General features: G+C 59.5%; 16 protein-coding genes. 12 read left to right on the forward strand and 4 right to left on the reverse strand.

All coding sequences use genetic code 11. The annotated features are described in order from the left end of the window. Nucleotides 1–32: 32 nt before the first annotated feature. Nucleotides 33–2,441 carry a DNA translocase FtsK gene (locus R1A29_RS17325; protein ID WP_438299040.1) on the reverse strand — a complete coding sequence of 803 codons (2,409 nt, stop codon included), beginning with the start codon at nt 2,439–2,441 and terminating at the stop codon, nt 33–35. Nucleotides 2,442–2,916: 475 nt separating this feature from the next. On the opposite strand from R1A29_RS17325, the gene aat reads away from it, so the two are divergent. The 3 genes from aat to infA all read left to right on the forward strand — a co-directional run bounded on the left by aat (nt 2,917) and on the right by infA (nt 4,692). Then, the gene (gene aat, locus R1A29_RS17330) at nt 2,917–3,597 is read left to right on the forward strand and encodes a leucyl/phenylalanyl-tRNA--protein transferase (protein ID WP_438299041.1); all 681 of its coding nucleotides are present in this window, start codon (nt 2,917–2,919) and stop codon (nt 3,595–3,597) included. A 56-nt stretch (nt 3,598–3,653) separates the two neighbouring features. After that, entirely contained in the window at nt 3,654–4,361 is a 708-nt protein-coding gene (locus R1A29_RS17335) for an arginyltransferase (protein WP_438299042.1), read from the forward strand. Between the two features lie 112 nt (nt 4,362–4,473). Beyond that, nucleotides 4,474–4,692, forward strand: a complete 219-nt coding sequence (infA, locus tag R1A29_RS17340; RefSeq protein ID WP_002553999.1) for a translation initiation factor IF-1 — start codon at nt 4,474–4,476, stop codon at nt 4,690–4,692. Nucleotides 4,693–5,689: 997 nt separating this feature from the next. Here infA and clpA read toward each other — a convergent pair. Both clpA and clpS read right to left on the reverse strand, forming a co-directional pair. Continuing rightward, nucleotides 5,690–7,960, reverse strand: a complete 2,271-nt coding sequence (gene clpA, locus R1A29_RS17345; RefSeq protein WP_085712381.1) for an ATP-dependent Clp protease ATP-binding subunit ClpA — start codon at nt 7,958–7,960, stop codon at nt 5,690–5,692. 30 nt (nt 7,961–7,990) lie between these two features. Then, nucleotides 7,991–8,374 (reverse strand): ATP-dependent Clp protease adapter ClpS, encoded by a 384-nt coding sequence (gene clpS, locus R1A29_RS17350; RefSeq protein WP_011334948.1) that lies wholly within the window; start codon nt 8,372–8,374, stop codon nt 7,991–7,993. A 224-nt stretch (nt 8,375–8,598) separates the two neighbouring features. Between clpS and R1A29_RS17355 the strand changes: the two genes are divergently transcribed. Next, nucleotides 8,599–8,880 (forward strand): cold shock domain-containing protein, encoded by a 282-nt coding sequence (locus tag R1A29_RS17355; protein WP_438299043.1) that lies wholly within the window; start codon nt 8,599–8,601, stop codon nt 8,878–8,880. Nucleotides 8,881–8,959: 79 nt separating this feature from the next. Here the strand turns inward: R1A29_RS17355 and icd are convergent, their stop codons facing one another. After that, a complete protein-coding gene (gene icd / locus R1A29_RS17360) occupies nt 8,960–10,216 on the reverse strand; it encodes an NADP-dependent isocitrate dehydrogenase (protein ID WP_085712383.1) in 1,257 nt (418 codons plus the stop codon). Nucleotides 10,217–10,697: 481 nt separating this feature from the next. Between icd and R1A29_RS17365 the strand changes: the two genes are divergently transcribed. The 8 genes from R1A29_RS17365 (at nt 10,698) to R1A29_RS17400 (ending at nt 19,300) form a co-directional block, all read left to right on the forward strand. Next, nucleotides 10,698–12,923: an NADP-dependent isocitrate dehydrogenase gene (locus R1A29_RS17365; protein ID WP_114884013.1), complete on the forward strand. Its 2,226-nt coding sequence runs from the start codon at nt 10,698–10,700 to the stop codon at nt 12,921–12,923. 78 nt (nt 12,924–13,001) lie between these two features. Continuing rightward, nucleotides 13,002–13,448 carry an NUDIX hydrolase gene (locus R1A29_RS17370; RefSeq protein WP_438299044.1) on the forward strand — a complete coding sequence of 149 codons (447 nt, stop codon included), beginning with the start codon at nt 13,002–13,004 and terminating at the stop codon, nt 13,446–13,448. A 59-nt stretch (nt 13,449–13,507) separates the two neighbouring features. Further along, complete coding sequence (mnmA, locus tag R1A29_RS17375; protein WP_438299045.1) at nt 13,508–14,632, forward strand: tRNA 2-thiouridine(34) synthase MnmA; 1,125 nt, start codon at nt 13,508–13,510, stop codon at nt 14,630–14,632. Next, nucleotides 14,629–15,252 carry a high frequency lysogenization protein HflD gene (hflD, locus tag R1A29_RS17380; RefSeq protein ID WP_438299046.1) on the forward strand — a complete coding sequence of 208 codons (624 nt, stop codon included), beginning with the start codon at nt 14,629–14,631 and terminating at the stop codon, nt 15,250–15,252. Before mnmA ends, hflD begins: the two co-directional genes overlap by 4 nt. Before the next feature lie 127 nt (nt 15,253–15,379). Further along, nucleotides 15,380–16,750, forward strand: a complete 1,371-nt coding sequence (gene purB / locus R1A29_RS17385) for an adenylosuccinate lyase (protein WP_085712387.1) — start codon at nt 15,380–15,382, stop codon at nt 16,748–16,750. Nucleotides 16,751–16,836: 86 nt separating this feature from the next. Next, the gene (locus R1A29_RS17390) at nt 16,837–18,012 is read left to right on the forward strand and encodes a ribosomal protein uL16 3-hydroxylase (protein ID WP_114884016.1); all 1,176 of its coding nucleotides are present in this window, start codon (nt 16,837–16,839) and stop codon (nt 18,010–18,012) included. Further along, complete coding sequence (locus R1A29_RS17395; RefSeq protein ID WP_438299047.1) at nt 18,005–18,430, forward strand: GNAT family N-acetyltransferase; 426 nt, start codon at nt 18,005–18,007, stop codon at nt 18,428–18,430. The genes R1A29_RS17390 and R1A29_RS17395 overlap by 8 nt, the downstream gene beginning before the upstream one ends. A gap of 132 nt (nt 18,431–18,562) precedes the next feature. Next, nucleotides 18,563–19,300 carry a secretin N-terminal domain-containing protein gene (locus R1A29_RS17400; protein WP_438299048.1) on the forward strand — a complete coding sequence of 246 codons (738 nt, stop codon included), beginning with the start codon at nt 18,563–18,565 and terminating at the stop codon, nt 19,298–19,300. Nucleotides 19,301–19,367: the final 67 nt, after the last annotated feature.

A 19,367-nucleotide genomic window follows, 5' to 3' on the forward strand; every position in this document is an offset into this window, starting at 1 on the left:
CGGCGCCTCATGCACCGTCCATTGCATTTGAATCAGTCGCGCACCGGGCCAGGGGCCAGGACTTCGCGGGAACCGTTGGTGTTCATGGACGTCACGACGCCGGCCATTTCCATGGCTTCGATCATGCGCGCGGCACGGTTGTAGCCGATCTTCAGCTTGCGCTGTACAGCGGAAATGGAGGCACGACGGCTTTCCAGCACGAACTGCACGGCTTCGTCGTACAGCGCGTCGGCTTCCGGATCGTCACCGTCACCGCCGCCGCTGCTGCCTTCGAAACCACTGCCCGCCTCTTCGACGCCGTTGAGGATGTCGTCGTTGTATTCCGGCGCGCCGCGCAGTTTCCAGGCTTCCACCACCCGATGCACTTCATCGTCGGAAACGAAGGCGCCGTGAACCCGGATCGGCAGGCTGGTGCCCGGCGGCATGTAGAGCATGTCACCGTGGCCGAGCAGTTGTTCGGCACCGCCCTGGTCGATGATGGTCCGGGAGTCGATCTTGCTCGAAACCTGGAACGCCATGCGTGTCGGGATGTTGGCCTTGATCAGACCGGTGATCACGTCCACCGACGGACGCTGGGTCGCGAGGATCAGGTGGATACCGGCCGCACGCGCCTTCTGGGCGATACGGGCGATCAGTTCTTCAACCTTCTTGCCGACGATCATCATCATGTCGGCGAATTCGTCCACGACCACAACGATGGTCGGCAGCTTCTGCAACAGCGGCGCTTCGTCGTGGATGCTTTCGCGCTTGTACAGCGGATCGCTCAACGGCTCGCCGGCGTCCTGGGCTTCCTTGACCTTGGCGTTGAAGCCGGACAGGTTTCGCACGCCCATCTTCGCCATCAGCTTGTAGCGACGCTCCATCTCGGCAACGCTCCAGCGCAGGGCGTTGGCAGCGTCCTTCATGTCGGTCACGACCGGGCACAGCAGGTGCGGAATGCCTTCGTAGATCGACAGTTCCAACATTTTCGGGTCGATCATGATCAGCTTGGCGTCGTCCGGGCCGGACTTGAACAGGATCGACAGGATCATCGCGTTCACGCCCACCGACTTACCGGAACCGGTGGTACCGGCCACCAGCAGGTGCGGCATCTTCGCCAGGTCGGTGATGACCGGTTTACCGCCGATGTCGTGGCCCAGGGCCAGGGTGACCGGCGATTTGAAGTTGTCGTACTCGGGCGTCGACAGCACTTCGGAGAAGCGCACGATCTGGCGGTCTTCGTTGGGGATCTCGATACCGACGGTGGTCTTGCCCGGAATCACTTCCACCACCCGCACACTGGTCACCGCCAGCGAACGTGCAAGGTCTTTCGCCAGGTTGGCGATACGGCTGACCTTCACACCGGCAGCCGGCTGGATTTCGTAACGGGTAATGACCGGGCCCGGATGGATCGAGTCCACGGTGACTTCGACGCCGAACTCCTTGAGCTTGATCTCCAACAAGTGGCCGACCGCTGCCAGGGACTCGGGCGAATAGTTGAGTTGTTTCTTTTCCGCAGGATCGAGGATCGAAATCGGCGGCAAGGTGCCTTCCACGGCGCTGTCGACGAACAACGGCACCTGCTTCTCTTTCTGCACGCGCTTGCTCGGCTCCGGCGCCTTGACCGGGGCCGGGGCGATGACCGGCGGAACCTGCTTCTCGCGCTCGGACATGTGTTTGCTCAGGGCCTGCTCGCGCTCGATCAGGCGCTCCTTGACCTTGGCCTGCTCGCGCTTGTCGGTGACGGTCGGTGCGACCACGTCGTGCACCCGGTCATCGACTTCACGCAGTTGCGCCACCAGTTGCTTGCGCTCGGTACGCGCCGACCACCAGCGATTGATCGCGCCCTGGAACAGTTCGAACAGGTCGAGGGTAATCTTGCCGGTGACATCCATCACCTTGAACCACGACAGGTCGGTGAACACGGTCAGGCCGAACAGGAACAGGGCAATGAACAGCAATGTGCTGCCCTGAATGTTCAGGGCGTTGCGGGCCAGGTCACCGAGGCTTTCGCCCAGCGCCCCGCCTGCGCCGGCCGGCAATGCGGTGGCCGCATGAAAATGAATGTGCGCCAGCGCCGCGCCGGACAGCACCAGAAACACCAGGCCGATCAGGCGCCAGGAAAACAGCCAGCCGCTCCACTGCCATGGCTCGTGGCGCTGACGGAAGATCTGATACGCCTTGATCGCCAGCAGCAACGGGAAGATATACGCGAAGTAACCCAGCACCATGAACAGGATGTCGGCGCTGTAGGAGCCCGCCGGGCCGCCGAAATTCTGCACGTCGTCGATCTTGCTGTTGTGGCTCCAGCCCGGATCGTCCTTGCCGTAGGTCAGCAAGGCCATCATCAGGAACAGGCACAGAGCGCCGATGGCGATCAATGCACCTTCCTTGAGCCGGTAGTGCAATTGCTGACGCCAGAGCGGGACGACTGTTTTTGGTGCTGCAGTGGATTTCTTCAAAACGCTTCTTTTCCTGCGCTAGCGGCGCGTCCATCTATTGAATGACGATAAAAAACTGCCCAATCCAGGCAGGTAAAAAATTGACGGGCGCAACTGAGACTACTTTTAACACTGCGCCCGGTCTTTTATAAACACGGCACACTGCGAATATTCTGTAACAGCCCGGCATTGTACGGGTTTGCGCGTTCGATGCCATGCTTCGAACCCCATGTTCAAGGATAGCCAAGCAGACCAAACCTGCGACGCAATTTGAGCATGCATTGTCTTTTGTGACAAAGGCTTATGAGGTGTATTTGATGAACGTGGCGAAGCATGCACCCTCAAGCTCGTCGCCCGTCTACGACCGCATCCCGGAAGGCAAGTTGCAGCAGCGTCGACTTCGCGCAGGTTCGGGAGGACATTCGCGTCATTTAACGGCACACTTTGCAACGGGCCCCGCCGCCCACCGCCCTCCCCTTCTGCAAGCCTGGACGCCATGCTGACTTGGTTACAACGCAATTCACTGACTTTCCCGCCACTGGAAAAGGCCATGCGCGATCCCAACGGATTGCTGGCGGCCGGCGGTGATCTGTCCGCCGATCGCCTGATCCAGGCCTATCGCCACGGTTGCTTTCCGTGGTTCTCCGAAGGACAGCCCATCCTCTGGTGGTCGCCGGATCCGCGCACCGTATTGTTTCCCGACGAACTGCATATCTCGCGCAGCCTCGGCAAACTGCTGCGCCAGCAACGCTACCAAGTGACCTTCGATCAGGACTTCGAAGCGGTTATCCGCGCCTGCGCCGCACCACGGGATTACGCCGATGGCACCTGGATCACCGAGGCGATGCAGGATGCCTACATTGAACTGCACCAGCGGGGCTTCGCCCATTCAGTGGAAGTGTGGGATGAGGGCAAACTGGTCGGCGGCCTCTATGGTCTGGCGATGGGGCAGCTGTTTTTCGGCGAATCGATGTTCAGTCGTGCCGACAATGCCTCCAAGTACGGCTTTGCCACGCTGGTGCGGCACCTGAAAGACTCGGGGTTCGTGCTGATCGACTGCCAGATGCCTACCGATCATCTGCACAGCCTGGGCGCGCGGGCAATTTCCCGCCCCGCCTTTGCCGAATATCTGGCCCGGCACCTCGATCGGCCCAACCTGGCCACCTGGGTTTGCTGAGCGACTTTTGCGCGCGTGGCTTACACTTAATTCACCAGCTTCCCTGAGGGTTGATCATGACCGAGTTGGCGCGGTTGAAGTTTTATGCCACTCAGCCTCATTCCTGCAGTTATCTGCCCGAGGAACAGGCCACGACCCTGTTTCTCGATCCGAGCCAGCCCATGGATGTGCATGTCTACGCAGACCTGTCGGAAATGGGCTTTCGTCGCAGCGGCGATCATCTGTACCGCCCGCATTGCCAGAACTGCAATGCCTGCGTGCCTGCGCGCATTCCGGTCGCGCAGTTCAACCCGAATCGCCAACAAAAGCGCATTTTCAAACGCAACGCCGACTTGCAGGTACGCCCGGTCAAACCGGCCTTCAGCGAAGAGTATTTCGATCTTTATCAGCGCTACATCGAACAGCGTCATGCCGACGGCGACATGTACCCGCCGAGCCGTGATCAATTCTCGACTTTTCTGGTTCGCGACCTGCCCTTCTCACGCTTCTACGAGTTCCGGCTCGACGGACGGTTGCTCGCCGTCGCTGTCACCGACCTGCTGCCCAACGGCCTGTCGGCGGTCTACACCTTTTACGAACCAGAGGAAGAACGTCGCAGCCTGGGACGCTACGCCATCCTCTGGCAGATCGGCGAAGCCCAGCGGCTGGGGCTCGACGCGGTGTACCTGGGTTACTGGATCAAAAACTGCAAAAAGATGAACTACAAGACCCAATATCGACCTATCGAACTGCTGATTAATCAGCGCTGGGTCATCCTGAACTGAATGCAAGCCCTAAACCCCTTGGCGTAAACCCCATTTTTCGGGCACAATGCACGCCGCTTTTGCCTGGCGCAGTTGCACCGGGCCATTCATTGGATACCGAGGGCTTTACTGCATGTCGAAAGAAGACAGCTTCGAAATGGAAGGCACTGTCGTCGACACCCTGCCCAACACCATGTTTCGTGTGGAGTTGGAAAATGGGCACGTCGTAACCGCGCATATTTCCGGCAAGATGCGCAAGAACTACATTCGTATTCTTACCGGTGACAAAGTGCGCGTCGAGCTGACGCCCTATGACTTGAGCAAAGGGCGTATTACTTACCGCGCTCGCTAATCAAGTCAATACAAGACGCCCGGCTTAATGCCGGGCGTTTTTGTTTGTCTGGGTTTTGGTTCTTTGCGCTTGAGTTTTGGGGGCATATCCGTTGCTTCGGGAGCTGCCGCTGGCGGTTTCGCTCTTACAGCGAGTCACTTTTGACAAACGCCCGGAATGCCGGCCCAGCCAAAAGTAACCAAAAAGTCTTGGCCCCGGCGTACGGCACTTCGCTTAGGCTCAGTGTTCCTCGCTACGATGTCCATCAGGGGGCATCGCCTACGGTTTGCTTCGCTGCACCTCCTCTCGATGTATGCGGCTTCGCCGCACGGTCGCTGCGCGCCTACCCCCTGATGGACACCTCCGCTCGGCCTGCCGAAGGGGCAAAAAATCAAAAGCCAGAGCCAGAGCGAAAGCCAGATCAAGAGCCCCTCACCCTAGCCCTCTCCCGGAGGGAGAGGGAACTGATCGAGGCGTATGGCAGAGCTACGCCGACGTGCAATACCGAGTCGAACTCAGGCTTTGAAAAGCACAGAAATCGGCTCCCTCTCCTCGGGGAGAGGGTTGGGGTGAGGGGTAAACCCACCACAAAACCAAAGCCGAACACGCCCCGCTCATCCCCACTCAAAACGATGAGCGTTAGCTCGAGTACCGCTTTTGATCGCAGGGCCCGTCGACAGGCTGAGTGGAGGGATTGATCCGGGGGTGGGAGCGCAGCGACCGTGCGGCGAAGCCGCATGCATCGAGAGGAGGTGCAGCGAAGCAAACCGTAGGCGATGCCCCCGGATCGATCCCGGAGCGAAGGAACCCCGAGCCTCAGCGAGGGGCCGTACGTCAGGGTAGAGACCTTTTGGTTACTTTTGGCTGGGCCGGCATTCCGGGCGTTTGCCAAAAGTGACCCGCCGTAAGGGCGGAACCATAAGCCGCAGCACCCGAAGAAACGGATATTCACACCCAACAACCAGACAACAAAAAGGCGCCCGAAGGCGCCTTTCGCTTTACAACAGACCAACAACCATCAGGCCATTTCCGCCGTAGTCTCGAAGTCAAACGTCAACTCACCATCCTTGATGTCGATGTGAACCACACCGCCATGCTCGGCCAGTTCGCCAAACAGAATCTCCTCCGCCAGTGGACGCTTGATCTTGTCCTGGATCAGACGCGCCATTGGGCGAGCGCCCATTGCCGAGTCGTAACCACCGGCCGCGAGCCAGCTGCGCGCCGCGTCGGTAACTTCCAGCAGCACCCGCTTGTCTTCCAGCTGCGCCTGAAGTTCGGTGAGGAACTTGTCCACCACGCTTTTGATGACCTCGTGACTGAGGCGACCAAATTGAATGATGGTGTCCAGGCGGTTGCGGAATTCCGGCGTGAAGCTCTTCTTGATCACTTCCATCGCATCGGACGAGTGGTCCTGATGAGTGAAACCGATCGAAGCACGCGCCGCAGTTTCGGCACCGGCGTTGGTGGTCATGATCACGATCACGTTGCGGAAATCCGCCTTGCGCCCGTTGTTGTCGGTCAGCGTACCGTGATCCATCACCTGCAGCAGCAGGTTGAAGACTTCCGGATGCGCTTTCTCGATTTCATCGAGCAGCAACACGCAATGCGGTTGCTTGGTAATCGCCTCGGTCAACAGACCGCCCTGATCGAAACCGACATACCCCGGAGGCGCACCGATCAGACGCGATACGGTGTGGCGCTCCATGTACTCGGACATGTCGAAGCGAACCAGTTCGATCCCCAGCGCCTTGGCCAATTGCCGCGCAGCCTCGGTTTTACCGACACCGGTAGGCCCGGCGAACAGGAACGAACCGACTGGCTTGTCCGGCGACTTGAGGCCCGCACGGGACAGCTTGATCGCAGTCGACAGCGAATCGATCGCCGCATCCTGACCAAACACCGTCAGCTTCAGGTCGCGCTCCAGGTTACGCAGCAGCTCCTTGTCGGAACTGGTGACGTGTTTTGGCGGAATACGTGCGATCTTCGCCACGATGTCCTCGACCTGCGGCACGTCGATGCGCTTCACGCGCTTGTCGACCGGTTGCAGACGCTGGTAGGCGCCCGCCTCGTCGATCACATCGATGGCCTTGTCCGGCATATGCCGGTCATTGATGTAGCGCGAGGCCAGCTCTGCTGCGGCGCGCAACGACTCATCGCTGTACTCGATGTTGTGGTGCTGCTCGAAACGCCCTTTCAGGCCACGCAGGATACCGATGGTGTCTTCCACCGACGGCTCGACCACATCGACCTTCTGAAAGCGACGTGCCAGGGCACGGTCTTTTTCGAAGATGCCACGGAATTCCTGGAACGTGGTCGAACCGATGCAGCGAATGTCACCCGACGACAGCAGCGGCTTGAGCAGGTTCGAGGCATCCATGACGCCACCGGACGCAGCACCCGCACCGATGATGGTGTGAATCTCGTCGATGAACAGAATCGCCTGCGGACGTTTTTTCAGCTCTCCGAGCAACGCCTTGAAGCGCTTCTCGAAATCACCGCGATATTTGGTGCCTGCGAGCAAGGCGCCCAGATCGAGGGAATAAACGACGCTGTTGGCCAGCAGGTCCGGCACCTGGTTGTCGACAATGCGCTTGGCCAGGCCTTCGGCAATCGCGGTTTTACCCACGCCTGCCTCGCCTACCAGCAACGGATTGTTCTTGCGACGCCGCGCGAGAATCTGCGCGACACGCTCGACTTCCGTTTCACGCCCGACCAGCGGATCGATCCGGCCCTGGCGTGCGAGTTCGTTGAGGTTGCTGGCATACGCATCCAGCGGATTGCCTGAAGAAGAAGACTCACCGCCCTCGTCGTCCTGCATATCTTGTTCACCTTCAGAGTGATCGCCATGCCCCGGCACTTTGGAAATGCCATGGGCGATATAGTTGACGACATCGATTCGTGCAACGCTCTGCTGCTTCAGCAGGAACACTGCCTGACTCTCTTGCTCACTGAAGATTGCAACCAGCACATTGGCGCCGGTTACTTCGCGCTTGCCCGAGCTCTGTACATGAAAGACAGCACGTTGCAGCACACGCTGGAAGCCCAGGGTTGGCTGGGTTTCGCGATCTTCGTCATGGACGGGGATCAGCGGCGTGGTGGAGTCGATGAACTCCTGCAGGTCGTGCTTGAGTTTGTCGAGGTTTGCGCCGCAGGCACGCAATACGGTGGCGGCAGCCTCATTGTCCAATAGGGCCAGCAGCAGGTGTTCGACGGTCATGAACTCATGACGCTTCGAACGAGCCTCCTTGAAGGCAAGATTGAGGGTGACTTCGAGCTCGCGGTTTAACATAGCTTCACCTCATACCCAAGTGGTCGGCGATTAACCGTCCTTCTCGATTTCACAGAGTAGCGGATGCTGGCTTTCCCTGGCGTACTGGTTGACCTGCATGGCCTTTGTCTCGGCGATGTCGCGGGTAAACACTCCACATACTGCCCGCCCTTCTGTGTGGACGGCCAGCATGACCTTGGTCGCCAGCTCGCGATTCAGGTTAAAAAACACCTCGAGCACTTCGACGACGAAATCCATCGGTGTGTAGTCATCATTAAACAAAACCACCTTGTACATCGGCGGCGCCTGTAACGCAGGCTTTGCTTCCTGAACAGCAACGCCTGCCGAATCGTCGTCGTGCTCCTGTGGGAGATCCTTTTGGAGAAGCGGGCGATCCTGATTGAATGTTAGTCGAATCTGGCTGATTGCATGCATGGAAAGAAAGGTTCGTCAGTTGTGCAAATACAGTGGTGGGGGCGGCTTGACACGTTTTCAACTCCGACTGCCCGGTCACCTTGACTATCGGGAAAACGGTGTTACAACCAATAGAACCCACAGTGGGTAAAAAAGATCCGCGGAGTCAATCTTTTTAACGGATTCGATTGCGGATGAATTGGATGATACTCCAGCGATGGAGACTGTTGCAGAGGGATTTGAGCATGGTTGTCGGCAAGGTGAAATGGTTCAACAATGCCAAGGGGTTCGGTTTCATCAACACCGACGCCCGCGAGGGGAAAGATGAGGACGGCAAGGAAATCGATTTCTTTGCGCACTACTCCGCCATTGAAATGGACGGATACAAAACCCTCAAAGCCGGGCAAATCGTCAAATTCGAGATCGTGCAAGGGCCCAAAGGCCTGCACGCCACAAAAATTCAGAATGTCGAGGCCGCAAAAGACGCCGTCTCGCCAACAGCTCATCACCAGTCAGTGACCAGCTGAAGCAACCAGAACACCTGCCAGAAAACAAACCGCCCGGCTCGATCACTCGAGCCGGGCGGTTTCGTTGCAGCTGCCTTTCTTACATGTGCTTGACGATCGCCTCACCGAAGCCCGACGACGACACCAGCGTGGCGCCTTCCATCAGACGTTCGAAGTCGTAGGTCACGGTCTTGGCCTTGATCGCGCCGTTGGTGCCCTTGATGATCAGATCAGCCGCCTCGGTCCAACCCAGGTGGCGCAGCATCATCTCGGCGGACAGAATCACCGAGCCCGGGTTGACCTGGTCCTTGCCGGCATACTTCGGCGCGGTACCGTGAGTCGCCTCGAACATGGCTACGGTGTCGGACAGGTTGGCGCCCGGCGCGATACCGATACCGCCCACTTCCGCCGCCAGGGCGTCGGACAGGTAGTCACCGTTCAAGTTAAGGGTGGCGATCACATCGTATTCGGCCGGGCGCAGCAGAATCTGCTGGAGCATGGCGTCGGCGATGGCGTCCTTGACGATGACTTCGCGACCGGTTTTCGGGTTCTTGAATTTCATCCACGGGCCGCCATCCAGCAGCTCGGCGCCGAATTCATCCCGCGCCACTTCATAGCCCCAGTCCTTGAAGGCACCTTCAGTGAATTTCATGATGTTGCCCTTGTGCACGATGGTCAGCGACTTGCGGTCATTGTCCACCACGTATTGCAGGGCCTTGCGTACCAGACGCTTGGTGCCTTCTTTCGAAACCGGCTTGATGCCGATACCGCAATCCTGGTCGAAACGGATCTTGGTGACGCCCATTTCTTCTTTCAGGAACTTGATGACCTTGGTGGCCTCGGGAGAGCCGGCCTTCCATTCGATACCGGCATAAATGTCTTCGGAGTTCTCGCGGAAGATCACCATGTCGACGTCGCCAGGCTTTTTCACCGGGCTTGGCACGCCTTCGAACCACACCACAGGGCGCAGGCAGACATAGAGATCGAGCTGTTGACGCAGGGCAACGTTGAGGGAGCGGATGCCGCCACCGACCGGGGTGGTCAGCGGGCCCTTGATGGAAACCACGTAATCTTTAACGGCGTCCAGGGTTTCCTGGGGCAGCCAGGTGTCCTGGTCATAGACTTGAGTTGCTTTTTCGCCAGCATAAACCTCCATCCAGGAAATCTTGCGCTTGCCCCCGTAGGCCTTGGCCACGGCAGCATCAACCACTTTGATCATCACAGGGCTGACGTCGACGCCAATGCCGTCACCTTCAATGAAGGGAATGATCGGGTTATCAGGGACATTGAGAGAATGGTCTGCGTTGACGGTGATTTTGTCGCCGACGGCTGGAACCTGAATCTTCTTGTAACCCATGCTGAACTCCATTGTTTGGATTGAACATCTGGCTTGGTTCGAGCGTAACCCAGTTGAATCAACACGCAAACCCTCTGTTCCGGGCGCGGCCACATCTCGTTTCGTACAAGCCTGAAAGCAAAGGGAAAAGCGCCAATCTCAAGCATTCACGGCGACTCTACGCCCCACCCCGCCCTGCGACCTTTAGACCAATGGACGAGAATCGTTGCATATGAACCATCGGCAGATTGCCAGCTACCTATGTATAATGCCGCCCGCTGACCAAAGGGTCACGACGGCTGGCCTCTCTAGCACGAGACTTTCCGCCTGATTGGTCGGGTTGTTACCGCAGTCCGACTGCTTGACGCTCTACTGATGCACCCAACATCACCGCGAAGATTCTCGACATTCGGTTCATGGATGACTTTGAACGAACGCGCTTACCCGGCGCCCCTCGAGTTTCTGCGCACGCTTTAGCAAAGAAGAGAGAGTTAATCCGAATATGCCCACCCGCTCGAAGATCATCTATACCTTCACCGACGAAGCTCCAGCCCTCGCCACCTATTCCCTGCTGCCGATCATCGAGGCTTACACCGCTTCGGCCGATATCGCCGTGGAAACCCGCGATATCTCTCTTGCAGCACGTATTCTGGCCAGCTTCCCCGAGCAACTGGGCGACAAAGCCGTAGCCGACCACCTCGCCGAACTGGGCGACCTGGCCGTTACGCCTGAAGCCAACATCATCAAGCTGCCGAACATCAGCGCCTCGGTTCCGCAACTGCAAGCCGCGATCAAAGAATTGCAAGCCCAGGGCTACAACCTGCCGGACTACCCGGAAACCGTGACCAGCGACGCCGACAAAGACGCCAAGGCGCGTTACGACAAGGTCAAGGGCAGCGCCGTGAACCCGGTTCTGCGTGAAGGCAACTCCGACCGCCGCGCTCCGCTGTCGGTCAAGAACTACGCTCGCAAGCACCCGCACAAAATGGGCGCCTGGGCCAAGGACTCCAAGTCCCACGTCGCTCACATGAGCACCGGCGATTTCTACGGCAGCGAAAAGGCTGCCCTGATCGACGCCGCTGACGCTGTGAAGATCGAGCTGATCGCCAAAGACGGTACCGCTACCGTCCTGAAGGAAAAAACCACCGTTCAGGCGGGCGAGATCCTCGACTGCTCCGTGATGAGCAAAAAAGCCCTGCGCGCGTTCATCGCCGCTGAAATCGACAGCGCCAAGCAACAAGGCGTGTTGCTGTCGGTTCACCTGAAAGCCACCATGATGAAGGTCTCCGACCCGATCATGTTCGGCCAGATCGTTGCCGAGTTCTACAAGGACGCCCTGACCAAGCACGCCGACGTGCTGGCCGAAATCGGCTTCAACCTGAACAACGGCATCGGCGACCTGTACGCCCGCATCAAATCCCTGCCGGCCGAGCAGCAAGCCCAGATCGAAGCTGACGTGCAAGCGGTCTACGCCGTTCGTCCGTCGCTGGCGATGGTCAACTCCGACAAAGGCATCACCAACCTGCACGTGCCGAGCGACGTCATCGTCGACGCCTCGATGCCGGCCATGATCCGTGACTCCGGCAAGATGTGGGGCACCGACGGCCAACTGCACGACACCAAGGCCGTGATCCCGGATCGCTGCTACGCCACCATCTATCAGGCCGTGATCGAAGATTGCAAAGCCAATGGCGCTTTCGATCCGACCACCATGGGCAGCGTGCCAAACGTTGGTCTGATGGCCAAAAAGGCTGAAGAATACGGTTCCCACGACAAGACTTTCCAGATCAAGGCCGATGGCGTGGTTCGCGTGACCGACAGCAAGGGCACCCTGCTGATGGAACAGGCTGTCGAAGCCGGCGACATCTTCCGCATGTGCCAGACCAAAGACGCGCCGATCCAGGACTGGGTCAAACTGGCTGTCAACCGCGCTCGCGCAAGCAGCACTCCGGCCATTTTCTGGCTGGACCCGATGCGTGCCCACGACGGCGTGGTGATCGAGAAGGTTCAGGCTTACCTGAAGGATCACGACACCGCCGGTCTGGACATCCAGATCATGGCGCCGGTCGATGCCATGAAATACACCCTGCAGCGCACTCGCGAAGGCAAGGACACTATTTCGGTGACCGGCAACGTACTGCGCGACTACCTGACCGACCTGTTCCCGATCATGGAGCTGGGCACCAGCGCCAAGATGCTGTCGATCGTGCCGCTGATGAACGGCGGTGGCCTGTTCGAAACCGGCGCCGGCGGTTCGGCTCCGAAGCACGTGCAGCAACTGGTCGAAGAGAACTTCCTGCGCTGGGATTCGCTGGGTGAATTCCTGGCCCTGGCCGCCTCTCTCGAACACCTGGGTGTGAACTACAACAACCCGAAAGCGCTGGTTCTGTCCAAGACCCTGGACCAGGCCACCGGCCAGTTCCTGGACAACAACAAGTCGCCATCGCGCAAAGTCGGCAACATCGACAACCGCGGCAGCCACTTCTATCTGGCCATGTACTGGGCACAAGCCCTGGCTGCCCAGACCGAAGACGCCGCACTGCAAGCGCAGTTCGCAACCCTGGCCAAGACCCTGACCGAGAACGAAGCGACCATCGTCGCCGAGCTCAACGCCGTTCAAGGCAAGCCAGTGGACATCGGCGGTTATTACCACGCCAATGCCGAGCTGATCAGCAAGGCCATGCGCCCGAGCGCAACCCTCAACGCGGCCATCGCTGCGCTGGTATAAGGTTGTAAAGGGAACATCACAAACCCCGGCCATGCGCCGGGGTTTGTGTTTCTGCCTTCCGCCCAGGAGATTCAATCAATGCAATGGCTCCCCCACATCACCGTCGCCACTATCGTCGAGGACAATGGTCGTTTCCTGATGGTCGAGGAACACAAGGCTGGCCGTAACGTGCTCAATCAGCCCGCCGGCCATCTGGATCCGGACGAAACCCTGATCGAAGCCGCCGTGCGGGAAACCCTCGAAGAAACCGGCTGGGACGTCGAACCCACCGCCGTCATCGGCATTTATCTGTACACCGCGCCGAGCAACGGCGTGACTTACCAGCGCGTATGCTTCAGCGCCAAAGCCATCAAACACCGCCCGGATTACCAACTGGACGACGGCATCGTCGGCGCCAAGTGGCTGACCCGCGACGAATTATTGGCCCAGCGCGACAACTGGCGCAGCGAGCTGATCATCCGCTGCATCGATGATTATCTGGCCGGCAATCGCTTCGGTCTCGAACTGATCCGCCCTTCCCTTTAGCCTTGAGGCCGTGAGCCTGATAGAATCGCGTCCTTTTTCAAGACACTCATTGAATCCCTATGCGTGATCCAGCCCCTTCTGACACATCCAAGAAGCGCGTCATTGTCGGCATGTCCGGCGGCGTGGACTCTTCCGTTTCCGCTCTCCTGCTGATCGAGCAGGGTTATGAGGTGGAAGGCCTGTTCATGAAGAACTGGGAAGAAGACGACGGAACGGAATACTGCACCGCCATGGACGACCTGGCGGATGCTCAGGCCGTGTGCGACAAGATCGGTATCAAGCTGCACACCGCCAACTTCGCCGCCGAGTACTGGGACAACGTGTTCGAGCATTTCCTGGCCGAATACAAGGCCGGCCGCACGCCGAACCCGGACATCCTGTGCAACCGCGAGATCAAGTTCAAGGCGTTCCTCGACTACGCCATGATGCTCGGCGCCGACCTGATCGCCACCGGCCACTACGTGCGCCGCCGCGACATCGATGGCCGCACCGAACTGCTCAAGGGCCTGGATCCGAACAAGGACCAGAGCTACTTCCTGCACGCCGTCGGCGGCGAACAGATCGCCAAGACCCTGTTCCCGGTCGGCGAGCTGGAAAAACCGGAAGTCCGTGCGATTGCCGAGAAATACGAGCTGGCCACCGCCAAGAAGAAGGATTCCACCGGGATCTGCTTCATCGGCGAGCGTCGTTTCAGCGATTTCCTCAAGCAATACCTGCCGGCGCAACCGGGCGAGATCAAGACCACCGAAGGCGAAGTCATCGGCCGTCACCACGGTCTGATGTACCACACCATCGGTCAACGCCAGGGCCTGGGCATCGGCGGTCTGAAAGACGCCGGCGACGAGCCGTGGTACGTGCTGCGCAAGGATCTGGATACCAACGAGCTGATCGTCGGCCAGGGCAACAACCATCCGTGGCTGTTCTCCGGCGCCCTGCTCGCCTCGGAAATCTATTGGGTCAACCCGATCGATTTGAGCCAGCCGCTGCGCCTGACTGCCAAGGTCCGTTATCGCCAGAGCGATCAGGCCTGCACCCTGGGAAAAACCGCGACCGGTTATCGTGCCGTGTTCGACGAGCCGCAACGCGCGGTCACGCCGGGCCAGTCAGTGGTGTTCTATGACGGAGAAATCTGCCTCGGTGGCGGCGTGATCGAAGTCGCCGAGCCGTGGAGCGGCCAGGCATGAACCCGACTCAGGAGCAATTGACGGCTCTGGGTGGCGTGTTTCTCGCCGCCGTACTGGTCGACCGGATCGCCAAGACCGGCCAGACCAACGAGGCCGGCCTGAGCTGCATGCTCGGCAGCCTGCTGGTTCGCGATCCGAAAGACACGCTGGACGTGTACGGTGGCGACGACATCAATCTGCGCGAGGGTTACCGCGCGCTGATCGGTGCCCTCGAACGCGACCCGAGCACCTTGCAGCGCGAGCCATTGCGCTACGCCTTGTCGATGCTCGGCCTCGAGCGGCAACTGGCCAAGCGCAACGACATGCTCGACGTGATCGGCAAGCGTCTGCCGCAGATCCAGTCGCAGGTCGAGCATTTCGGCCCGGCCCACGAAAACGTCATTGCCGCGTGTGGCGCGTTGTATCAGGACACCCTGAGCACGCTGCGCCAACGCATTCAGGTGCACGGCGACATGCGCAACCTGCAGCAGCCGAGCAACGCCTCGAAGATTCGCGCCCTGCTGCTCGCCGGCATTCGTTCGGCACGCCTGTGGCGTCAGCTCGGCGGTCATCGCTGGCAGTTGGTGATCAGTCGTCGCAAGCTGCTCAAAGAGCTGTATCCGTTGATGCGCAGCGAGTAAATCGCCGCGCAATAAAAGCTTTGTAGTCTGTAACGCGTAATACGCCGGTCAGTTGGCGACGGACCGGCGGATTTTTTCATGTATGATACGCGCCCCATTTCGTTGCCCGACTGTCCGAGAACACCCCATGCAGCTCTCTTCGCTCACTGCGGTTTCCCCTGTTGACGGCCGCTACGCCGGCAAAACCCAGGCCCTGCGCCCGATTTTCAGCGAGTACGGCCTGATCCGTGCCCGCGTTCTGGTTGAAGTACGCTGGCTCCAGCGCCTGGCTGCTCACGCCGGCATCCCGGAAGTGCCAGCCTTCTCCGCCGAAGCCAACGCCGTTCTGAACGAACTGGCCGAGAACTTCTCGCTGGAGCACGCCGAGCGCGTGAAAGAGATCGAGCGCACCACCAACCACGACGTGAAAGCGATCGAGTACCTGCTCAAGGAGCAGGCGGCCAAGCTGCCGGAACTGGCCAAGGTCAGCGAATTCATCCACTTCGCCTGCACCAGCGAGGACATCAACAACCTGTCCCACGCCCTGATGCTGCGCGAAGGCCGTGACGACGTGATGCTGCCGCTGATGCGCCAGACCGCCAACGCCATCCGCGAACTGGCCCTGCGCTTTGCCGACGTGCCAATGCTGTCGCGCACCCACGGTCAGCCGGCTTCCCCGACCACCTTGGGCAAAGAGCTGGCGAACGTGGTTTACCGCCTCGAGCGTCAGATCGCTCAGGTCGCTGCCGTTCCGCTGCTGGGCAAGATCAACGGCGCCGTCGGCAACTACAACGCTCACCTGTCGGCCTACCCGCAGATCGACTGGGAAGCCAACGCCCGCGCCTTCATCGAAGACGAGCTGGGTCTGGCCTTCAACCCGTACACTACGCAGATCGAGCCGCACGACTACATCGCCGAGCTGTTCGACGCCATTGCGCGCTTCAACACCATCCTGATCGACTTCGACCGTGACATCTGGGGCTACATCTCCCTGGGTTACTTCAAGCAGCGCACCATCGCCGGTGAAATCGGTTCGTCGACCATGCCGCACAAGGTCAACCCGATCGACTTCGAAAACTCCGAAGGCAACCTGGGCATCGCCAACGCGCTGTTCCAGCACCTGGCGAGCAAACTGCCGATCTCCCGCTGGCAGCGCGACCTGACCGACTCCACCGTACTGCGTAACCTCGGCGTCGGCTTCGCTCACAGCGTGATCGCGTACGAAGCCAGCCTCAAAGGCATCAGCAAGCTCGAACTGAACGCTGACAAGATCGCTGCCGATCTGGACGCTTGCTGGGAAGTCCTGGCCGAGCCGATCCAGACCGTGATGCGTCGCTACAACATCGAAAACCCGTACGAGAAGCTGAAAGAACTGACTCGCGGCAAGGGCATCAGCCCTGAAGCGCTGCAGACTTTCATCGATGGCCTGGACATGCCGGCCGCTGCGAAAGCCGAGCTCAAGCAACTGACTCCGGCCAACTACATCGGCAACGCTGTAGCGCAAGCCAAACGCATCTGATCGACTGCTTGACCCGTTTGAGACGCCCGGCCGCGCCGGGCGTTTTTATTCCCGTCTGAAAAATGCTTTTTTTCAATAGGTTACATATGAATCCCGATATTCCTCTTCAACTTCTGGGTGGTCTTACGGCGCGCGAATTCATGCGCGATTACTGGCAGAAAAAACCACTGCTGATCCGTCAGGCGATTCCTGATTTCGAAAGCCCGATCGACGCCGACGAACTCGCCGGCCTGGCCCTGGAAGAAGAAGTCGAATCGCGCCTGGTGATCGAACACGGCGAGCGCCCATGGGAACTGCGCCGCGGACCGTTCGCCGAAGACGAATTCAGCAAACTGCCGGAGCGCGAGTGGACCCTGCTGGTGCAGGCCGTCGATCAGTTCGTGCCGGAAGTCAGCGAGCTGCTGGAAAACTTCCGCTTCCTGCCGAGCTGGCGCGTCGATGACGTGATGATCAGCTTCGCCGCCCCGGGTGGCAGCGTCGGCCCGCACTTCGACAACTACGACGTGTTCCTGCTGCAAGGCCACGGCAAGCGCAACTGGAAAATCGGCCAGATGTGCGACTCCGAAAGCCCGCTGCTGCAACATGCGGACCTGCGCATCCTCGCCGAATTCCACGAGACCGAAGAGTGGGTCCTGGAACCGGGCGACATGCTCTACCTGCCGCCGCGCCTGGCCCACTGCGGCGTGGCCGTCGATGACTGCATGACCTACTCGGTCGGCTTCCGCGCACCAAGCGCCGCCGAAGTGCTGACCCACTTCACCGACTTCCTCAGCCAGTTCCTGACTGACGAAGAGCGTTACACCGATGCCGATGCGAAGCCGGTCAGCGATGATCCGCACCAGATCCAGCACGATGCACTCGGCCGCCTGAAAGCACTGCTCGCCGAGCACATGAGCGACGAACGTCTGCTGCTGACCTGGTTCGGCCAGTACATGACCGAGCCGCGTTATCCAGAGCTGGTGGTCGGCCCGGAAGAAGTCGAAGAAGAAGACTTCCTCAGCGCCCTCGAAGACGGCGCCATCCTGATCCGCAACCCGAGCGCACGCCTGGCGTGGTCGGAAGTCGATGACGATCTGCTGCTGTTCGCCAGCGGCCAGAGCCGTTACCTGCCGGGCAAGCTGCGCGAGCTGCTGAAGCTGATCTGCTCGGCTGACGCCCTGCACACCGACAACCTCGGCGACTGGCTGAGCGACGAAGATGGTCGTGGCCTGCTGTGCGAACTGGTCAAACAGGGCAGCCTGGGGTTCGCCGACGATGAATAAGATTCGCGTACGTGTTGCAGACTGGCAAAAGGACAACGCCGAGATCCGCCGCATTCGCGAAACGGTGTTCATTGCCGAACAATCGGTCCCACCCGAGCTTGAGTGGGACGCCGATGACGCAACGGCGGTGCATTTCCTGGCCTTCGAAGGCGACTTTCCGATCGGCACCGCCCGCCTGCTGCCCGACGGGCACATCGGCCGGGTTTCGGTGCTCAAGGACTGGCGCGGACTGAAGGTCGGCGATGCGCTGATGCAGGCGGTTATCGCCGAAGCTGAAACTCGCGGACTGAAGCAGCAGATGCTCAGCGCGCAGGTGCAGGCCACGGCGTTCTATGAGCGTCTGGGGTTCAATCTGGTCAGCGAAGAGTTCCTGGAAGCCGGGATTCCGCATGTCGACATGGTTCGCCATTCTGCATAACGCTTGATGAGCACCAAAAAACGCCCCGCCATCGACCGATGCCGGGGCGTTTTGCTGTCTAGGATTCAACTTGCCCCACCCCGGGCCGACAAACTGGCAATATCAAGCCTTTCGAAAGCGGAGATAACGGACATGTCCCTACGCACCCTGCTCACCACCCTGCTGCTCGGTTGCAGCTTTTCGGTGCTGGCAGCCACAGAAATCGTGCCTCTCAAGTACCACACCAGCGCCGACATGCTGCCGGTGGCTCAGGACTTCATCGGCAAGGACGGCCAGGTCAGCGCCTATGGCAATCAACTGATCGTCAAGTCCGAGCCGGACAAGATCCAGGCATTGAAAGCCCTGCTCACGCAGCTCGATACCGCCCCCAAACGCCTGCTGATCACTGTCGACACCAACGAAAACAATCAACAGAACACCGGCGACCAGCAAACCAGGATCATCAACTACAGCACTGCCAGCCGTGACGGCGGCATTCAGCAGATTCAGGCCAGCGAAGGCGCACCCGCCCTGATCCAGGTCGGCCAGAGCGTGCCGATCACCAGCAGCCAGACCAACTCTTACGGCGATTACAGCAGCCAGACCCAATATCGCAATGTCACCCAGGGCTTCTACGTCACTGCCAGCGTCACCGGTGACACCGTTCACCTGGCAATCAGTACCAACCGTGACCGCATGAGCCAGGAACGTCCCGATGTAGTGAACGTGCAAAGCACCGACACAACTGTCACCGGACGCTTGGGCGAATGGATCACCCTGGCCGGCGTGAACCGCGAAACTCAGGCCGACAAACAGGGCCTGGCCCGCAGCTACTCGACTCAAGGCCGGGATGACATGACGTTGCGGGTGAAAGTCGATACGTTGGACTAAAGCACCAAAAACTGACTGATTAGTCGTATTAGACGAAAGATGTAGTGCTTTAAAAAAAGCACTACAA

This window comes from Pseudomonas sp. NMS19W (assembly GCF_051554255.1).
Classification (GTDB): domain Bacteria; phylum Pseudomonadota; class Gammaproteobacteria; order Pseudomonadales; family Pseudomonadaceae; genus Aquipseudomonas; species Aquipseudomonas kribbensis.